This is a genomic window from Pseudoalteromonas sp. G5_S1_54_S4 (genome assembly GCF_054968565.1).
Genome location: NZ_JBQKUL010000090.1, coordinates 1 through 5,219 on the forward strand (window position 1 = coordinate 1; position 5,219 = coordinate 5,219).

Annotated in this window: 6 protein-coding genes; 3 read left to right on the top strand and 3 right to left on the bottom strand. The window is 40.8% G+C overall.

Annotation, left to right across the window (positions count from 1 at the left end; translation table 11 throughout):
• Positions 1-266: hypothetical protein (locus ACTRWE_RS18780; RefSeq protein WP_462880491.1), on the bottom strand; the 266-nt coding region annotated here is incomplete at its 3' end.
• 109 nt (positions 267-375) lie between these two features.
• Between ACTRWE_RS18780 and nhaR the strand changes: the two genes are divergently transcribed.
• Positions 376-1,269 (top strand): transcriptional activator NhaR, encoded by an 894-nt coding sequence (nhaR, locus tag ACTRWE_RS18785; protein ID WP_462880492.1) that lies wholly within the window; start codon positions 376-378, stop codon positions 1,267-1,269.
• A gap of 69 nt (positions 1,270-1,338) precedes the next feature.
• Here nhaR and ACTRWE_RS18790 read toward each other — a convergent pair whose 3' ends face one another.
• Positions 1,339-1,713, bottom strand: a complete 375-nt coding sequence (locus ACTRWE_RS18790; protein ID WP_054201546.1) for a hypothetical protein — start codon at positions 1,711-1,713, stop codon at positions 1,339-1,341.
• A 65-nt stretch (positions 1,714-1,778) separates the two neighbouring features.
• On the bottom strand, positions 1,779-2,588 hold the full coding sequence (locus tag ACTRWE_RS18795; RefSeq protein WP_462880493.1) for a sulfite exporter TauE/SafE family protein: 810 nt from the start codon (positions 2,586-2,588) through the stop codon (positions 1,779-1,781).
• 446 nt (positions 2,589-3,034) lie between these two features.
• Here ACTRWE_RS18795 and ACTRWE_RS18800 point away from each other — a divergent pair, with 446 nt between their 5' ends.
• Entirely contained in the window at positions 3,035-4,009 is a 975-nt protein-coding gene (locus ACTRWE_RS18800; RefSeq protein ID WP_462880494.1) for a DUF1852 domain-containing protein, read from the top strand.
• Positions 4,010-4,040: 31 nt separating this feature from the next.
• The gene (locus tag ACTRWE_RS18805) at positions 4,041-5,081 is read left to right on the top strand and encodes a methionine synthase (RefSeq protein ID WP_058553254.1); all 1,041 of its coding nucleotides are present in this window, start codon (positions 4,041-4,043) and stop codon (positions 5,079-5,081) included.
• Positions 5,082-5,219: the final 138 nt, after the last annotated feature.

Genomic DNA, 5,219 nt, shown 5'->3' on the forward strand with positions numbered 1-5,219 from the left:
TGCAAACTTTTTAGTGCCCGCTTTATCGCTTGCAGCATACTTCTTCCCTTTGTATTTACATTAATACTGGGTAGCCCAGGCAAAAGAATATTAATTTTGCATTGCTGCAAAGTGCCGTGGCGCTCACTCGAAAGATCATTTATTTGAATCTCAACTTTACGAATATTCAAAGCATGTTTTGCCAATTGGCTTTTTATCAACTTCAAAAGCGACATCTTTTCACTTGCGTTAATTATCTTGTTTTTAACTGTAAGTTTTAGCTTCATGCAATTACACCTTTTAATAGTAACTATGTTGCAGGCATGACTGTAATCTACTAACTTAGTGGCAAAGGAAAAAGCTGATTATTTCTTACTTTAAAACAGGTATTTTCGAATGATTACCAACATCAACTACAATCACTTATATTATTTTTGGCAAGTAAGTAAGCACGGCAGTATTGCAGCGGCGAGTAAAATACTTAATTTAACGCCGCAAACGGTCAGCTCGCAAATTACTAACTTAGAGCAACGACTAGGAAAACCGCTATTTATTCGCCAAGGGCGGGGCCTACAGTTAACGGAGTTTGGCCATGTAACTCAGCAGTACACTAATGATATGTTTGCTATTGCTCACGAATGGCTAGAAACCACACAAGGTGATACCACGCAATACTCACGAACACTAAAGGTCGGTATTTCAGATGTGTTACCCAAATCACTGGTGTCGAAGTGGCTAGCGCCTTTAATTAATAACGACCGTATTACAAACTTGCACTGTATTGACGGCCAACAAGATGAACTGCTTGCGCAAATGGCGATTCATAAGCTCGACTTAGTGTTAGCTGATAAACTACTCGATACCACCTTGCCATTTAAGGCATTTTGCCATGAAATAGGTAAAAGCCAAATCGCTCTTTTTGGTAACGAAACATGGCATTCGCAGTTACATAAGCAGTTTCCGCAGTCTTTAAACAATAAGCCTCTAGTGCTCCCCGCAAAAGAAAGCCCCGTCGCGCGGGCTATTTATTATTGGCTGCAAGAGCAAGGCATTGAAATGACAATAGCTGGCCATGTTGACGACAGTGCATTAATGAAATCGTTAGGTGAGCAAGGGTTTGGCATATTCCCTGCGCCTATTTTGGTAAGAGCCGAGGTAGAGCGCCATTACGGCGTAAATTACATTGGTACAATCGATAATGTTTATCAGCATTATTATGCCTTTACACCCGACAGGCTCATTAAAGACAGTATTTATGATGAATTTATAAAGCATGCGCAAATGACGTAGATTTTAGTTAATCGCCTTAAGATTGACGGGCGTCGGGGTGCGGGTTACGGGTCTAAAACCTTACACTTCTCAAACTTCAAATAAATATATTAAAAATATCAACAAAGCGATAAAGAATACCGGAGTGAGCAAATAAAATATGATATTGGCTACTATTTTATTGTTATCTCTAAAGTTTAATACTTTTTGGCGTGCAGCAATCAAGGCTGGGAATGTAATAAACCCTTGGATACCGATAGCTAAAGTAATAGTAAGTTGCATGATAATAATTTGCCAGTATTGCTCTGGGTCATCAATTAACGATGCTTGTTGATAGTCGCTGCCTGTCGTTCCAAGCTGATGAGCAGTTCCTGTAATTAACCCTATAATAGGTGATATCAAAAAGAACAAAGCAACACTTAAGATTGTTTTATCAACTTTATCCCTTAATTTAACTATTTTCATAGCATCCTTGCCTTAAAGTTTATTATTTCAAAATATATTCGCAAGCAAGCCTGCGAACTTTAACCTTATCGAGTAAACATATTGATTGCCATTACAATTAATAAGCCGGCAAATATTTTTTTTATGGTTGAAACTGGCAAATAATGGGTAGCTTTAGCGCCGAGCGGCGCAGTAAACCATGAGGTGCATACAATACCCAATAAAGCGGGCAAATACACAAAGCCCGCAAATCCTTCTTTTAGGCTAAATAACTGGCTGCCTGAGCTGATATAACCCATTGATCCAAACAGTGCTATCACAATGCCTGAGGCCGAGGCACAGCCTATAGCTTTTTTCATATCAACAGAAAAAAACGTCAGTAGCGGCACTAATACTGCCCCGCCGCCAATACCTATCATGGCAGACAAGCCACCGGTTATGGTCGTATAAACGCTTAGTAACCCTTTGTTTGGTAATGGGCGCGCTATTGCTGAATCATTCTTACCAGAAAAAATCATTTTTAGTGCAATTAGCACCACGCTCACAGCAAATACCAAACGCACTACATGCTCAGGTAATAGAGCAGCTATAAAGCCACTAATAAGCGCACCAAAGGCAACGCATGCCATAACCCAAGGTGCAATATCCCAGGGTACATTGCCATTTTTATGATGCGCAATAGCCGACGAGGTCGAAGTAAATAAAATAGAGGCCAGCGAGGTCGCAATGGCAACCACCACTACTTGTTCAGGTGGCAAAGCATTAAAGTGCAGTAATATCATGCTGAGTATGGGCACAATCACCAGCCCGCCCCCTATTCCTAAAAGGCCTGCTAAAAAACCAACACCGCTACCTAATATGGCGCAGTATATAAATAACACTATTAAATCACTCATTCCTTTTGTCTCTTCTTATGTTGTGGAAAGTTCTGCGGCAGATGATCTGCTTAATAAAGCGCTTAAGCTCACCTAAGTTTATTCGAGTATATCAACAACCGTTTATGCAAATGGCACTTTAAGTGCCTATAAGCATTGAATAATACTCACGTTTTGTATGAATAAATCACAACACCCGTAAAAACATCTAGAGATCTAGACTTCCAAAGTGGGTTTTGTCTGAGTGGGAGCGTCTACTAGCCTAATTTATTCATTCAACTTTGTTAAAGAATGAATCTGGCTCATGTTTTACCTGAAATAATACCGTTTTTCTTCATGCCACATAGCGCGTATAAATTTATTAACTCTGCAAAGCACCATTACAGTTATCCCGTTAGTTTGGTTTTAACAGCGAGTAATGTGTCATTGATAAAAGCAGTAACAACTCAAATTGAAAGGATACGGCTATGAGCACTGATCTTACATTTACTATTAAAAGCACTAACTTGGATGAAAACTACCATCCATCAAATAACACACGTATTACGACCAATTTCGCTAATTTAGCAAGGGGTGAAAGCCGCCAACAAAACCTGCGTAATACCCTAAAAATGATCAACAACCGTTTTAATGCACTGGCCAGTTGGGATAACCCACAAGGGGATCGTTACGAGGTTGAGCTCGAGATCATTTCGGTCGATTTAGACATTGCAGGCAGTGGTCAGGCATTTCCGTCAATTGAGGTATTAAAAACCAATATTATTGACCGCCAAACTAACGAGCGAATTGAAGGCATTGTGGGTAATAACTTTTCATCGTATGTGCGCGACTACGACTTTAGCGTGTTACTACTTGAGCATAACAAAAGCAAACCGCAATTTAGTATTCCCGATAACTTTGGTGACTTACACGGCAAGTTGTTTAAATGCTTTGTAAACTCAAATACCTATAAACAGCATTTTAAAAAACCACCGGTTATTTGCTTAAGCGTGTCTGATAACAAAACCTATCAGCAAACCGAAAACTTACACCCCATTTTAGGCGTAGAGTATCAGCCTAATGAGTCGTCGTTAACTGAGCAATACTTTAAAAAAATGGGCTTACAAGTGCGCTACTTTATGCCACCAAACAGCGTTGCACCATTAGCGTTTTACTTTTTTGGTGACCTACTTAACGACTACAGCAACCTTGAATTAATTAGCACCATCAGCACCATGGAAACGTTTCAAAAAATTTATCGTCCAGAAATTTATAACGCCAACGCCGCCGCAGGTAGCCGTTATAAACCTAATTTAAAAAATGACGACCATTCGTTAACGCAAATTGTGTATGACCGCGCAGAGCGAGGTCAATTAGCGGTTGAGCAAGGCAAATTTACCGAGCAGCATTTTATTAAGCCTTATCAATCAGTGCTGCAGCAGTTCTCGGCGAGTATCGCTTAATCACACAACAAAATTAAAGGCGGCATTTATTATGAAAAAACTATTACCTACATCATCAGCAGGCAGCTTGCCAAAACCGTCATGGCTTGCTGAGCCCGAAACCTTATGGTCACCTTGGAAATTACAAGGCAGTGAGCTGGTAGATGGCAAACACGACGCCCTGCGTATTTCACTACACGAGCAACAAACCGCAGGCGTAGATATAGTCAGCGATGGCGAGCAAACCCGTCAGCACTTTGTAACCACCTTTATTGAGCACTTAAATGGCGTTGATTTTGAAAACCGTAAAACAGTTAAAATTCGCGACCGTTACGACGCCAGCGTACCCACAGTGGTTGGCCCTGTGTCTCGCACTAAATCGGTATTTGTTGAAGACGCTAAGTTTTTACGTCAGCAAACCAGCCAACCAATTAAATGGGCATTGCCAGGGCCAATGACCATGATCGACACCCTGTATGACGATCATTATAAAAGCCGTGAAAAACTAGCATGGGAATTTGCTAAAATACTCAACCAAGAAGCCAAAGAGCTAGAAGCCGCTGGGGTTGATATAATTCAATTTGATGAACCTGCTTTTAACGTGTTTTTTGACGAGGTAAACGACTGGGGCATAGCCTGCCTAGAGCGAGCCATTGAGGGGTTAAAATGCGAAACCGCCGTGCATATTTGCTACGGCTACGGCATTAAAGCCAACACCGATTGGAAGAAAACCCTTGGTACCGAGTGGCGACAATATGAAGAAGTATTTCCTAAGCTGCAAAAATCGAATATTGATATTATTTCGCTAGAATGCCAAAACTCACATGTACCTATAGAGCTACTCGAACTCGTACGCGGTAAAAAAATAATGGTGGGCGCAATCGATGTAGCCACCAATACTATAGAAACCCCTGAAGAGGTGGCCAAAACTCTACGCGAAGCACTTAAATATGTAGATGCCGACAAACTCTACCCATGCACCAACTGCGGCATGGCCCCCCTGCCCCGCAATATTGCAAACGGTAAGCTCAACGCCCTAAGCAAAGGCGCAGAGTTAGTACGTAACGAACTATTAGCAGCGAATGTCGCTTAATTTTTAGTTGCACCTACTTTAAAAAAGCCACACCTAAATATAAGTTAAAGTGTGGCTTTTTTAATCAAAATGTAACGGGGGTTTACAGTTAAATTATAAGGTTAAAGGCATAAGGTGTTAGGTTAAAGGTTTTAAGTT

Coding starts and splice junctions, on each gene's coding strand:
- nhaR (WP_462880492.1), top strand. CDS start 376: ATGATTACCAACATCAACTACAATCACTTATATTATTTTTGGCAAGTA.
- ACTRWE_RS18790 (WP_054201546.1), bottom strand. CDS start 1,713: ATGAAAATAGTTAAATTAAGGGATAAAGTTGATAAAACAATCTTAAGT.
- ACTRWE_RS18795 (WP_462880493.1), bottom strand. CDS start 2,588: ATGAGTGATTTAATAGTGTTATTTATATACTGCGCCATATTAGGTAGC.
- ACTRWE_RS18800 (WP_462880494.1), top strand. CDS start 3,035: ATGAGCACTGATCTTACATTTACTATTAAAAGCACTAACTTGGATGAA.
- ACTRWE_RS18805 (WP_058553254.1), top strand. CDS start 4,041: ATGAAAAAACTATTACCTACATCATCAGCAGGCAGCTTGCCAAAACCG.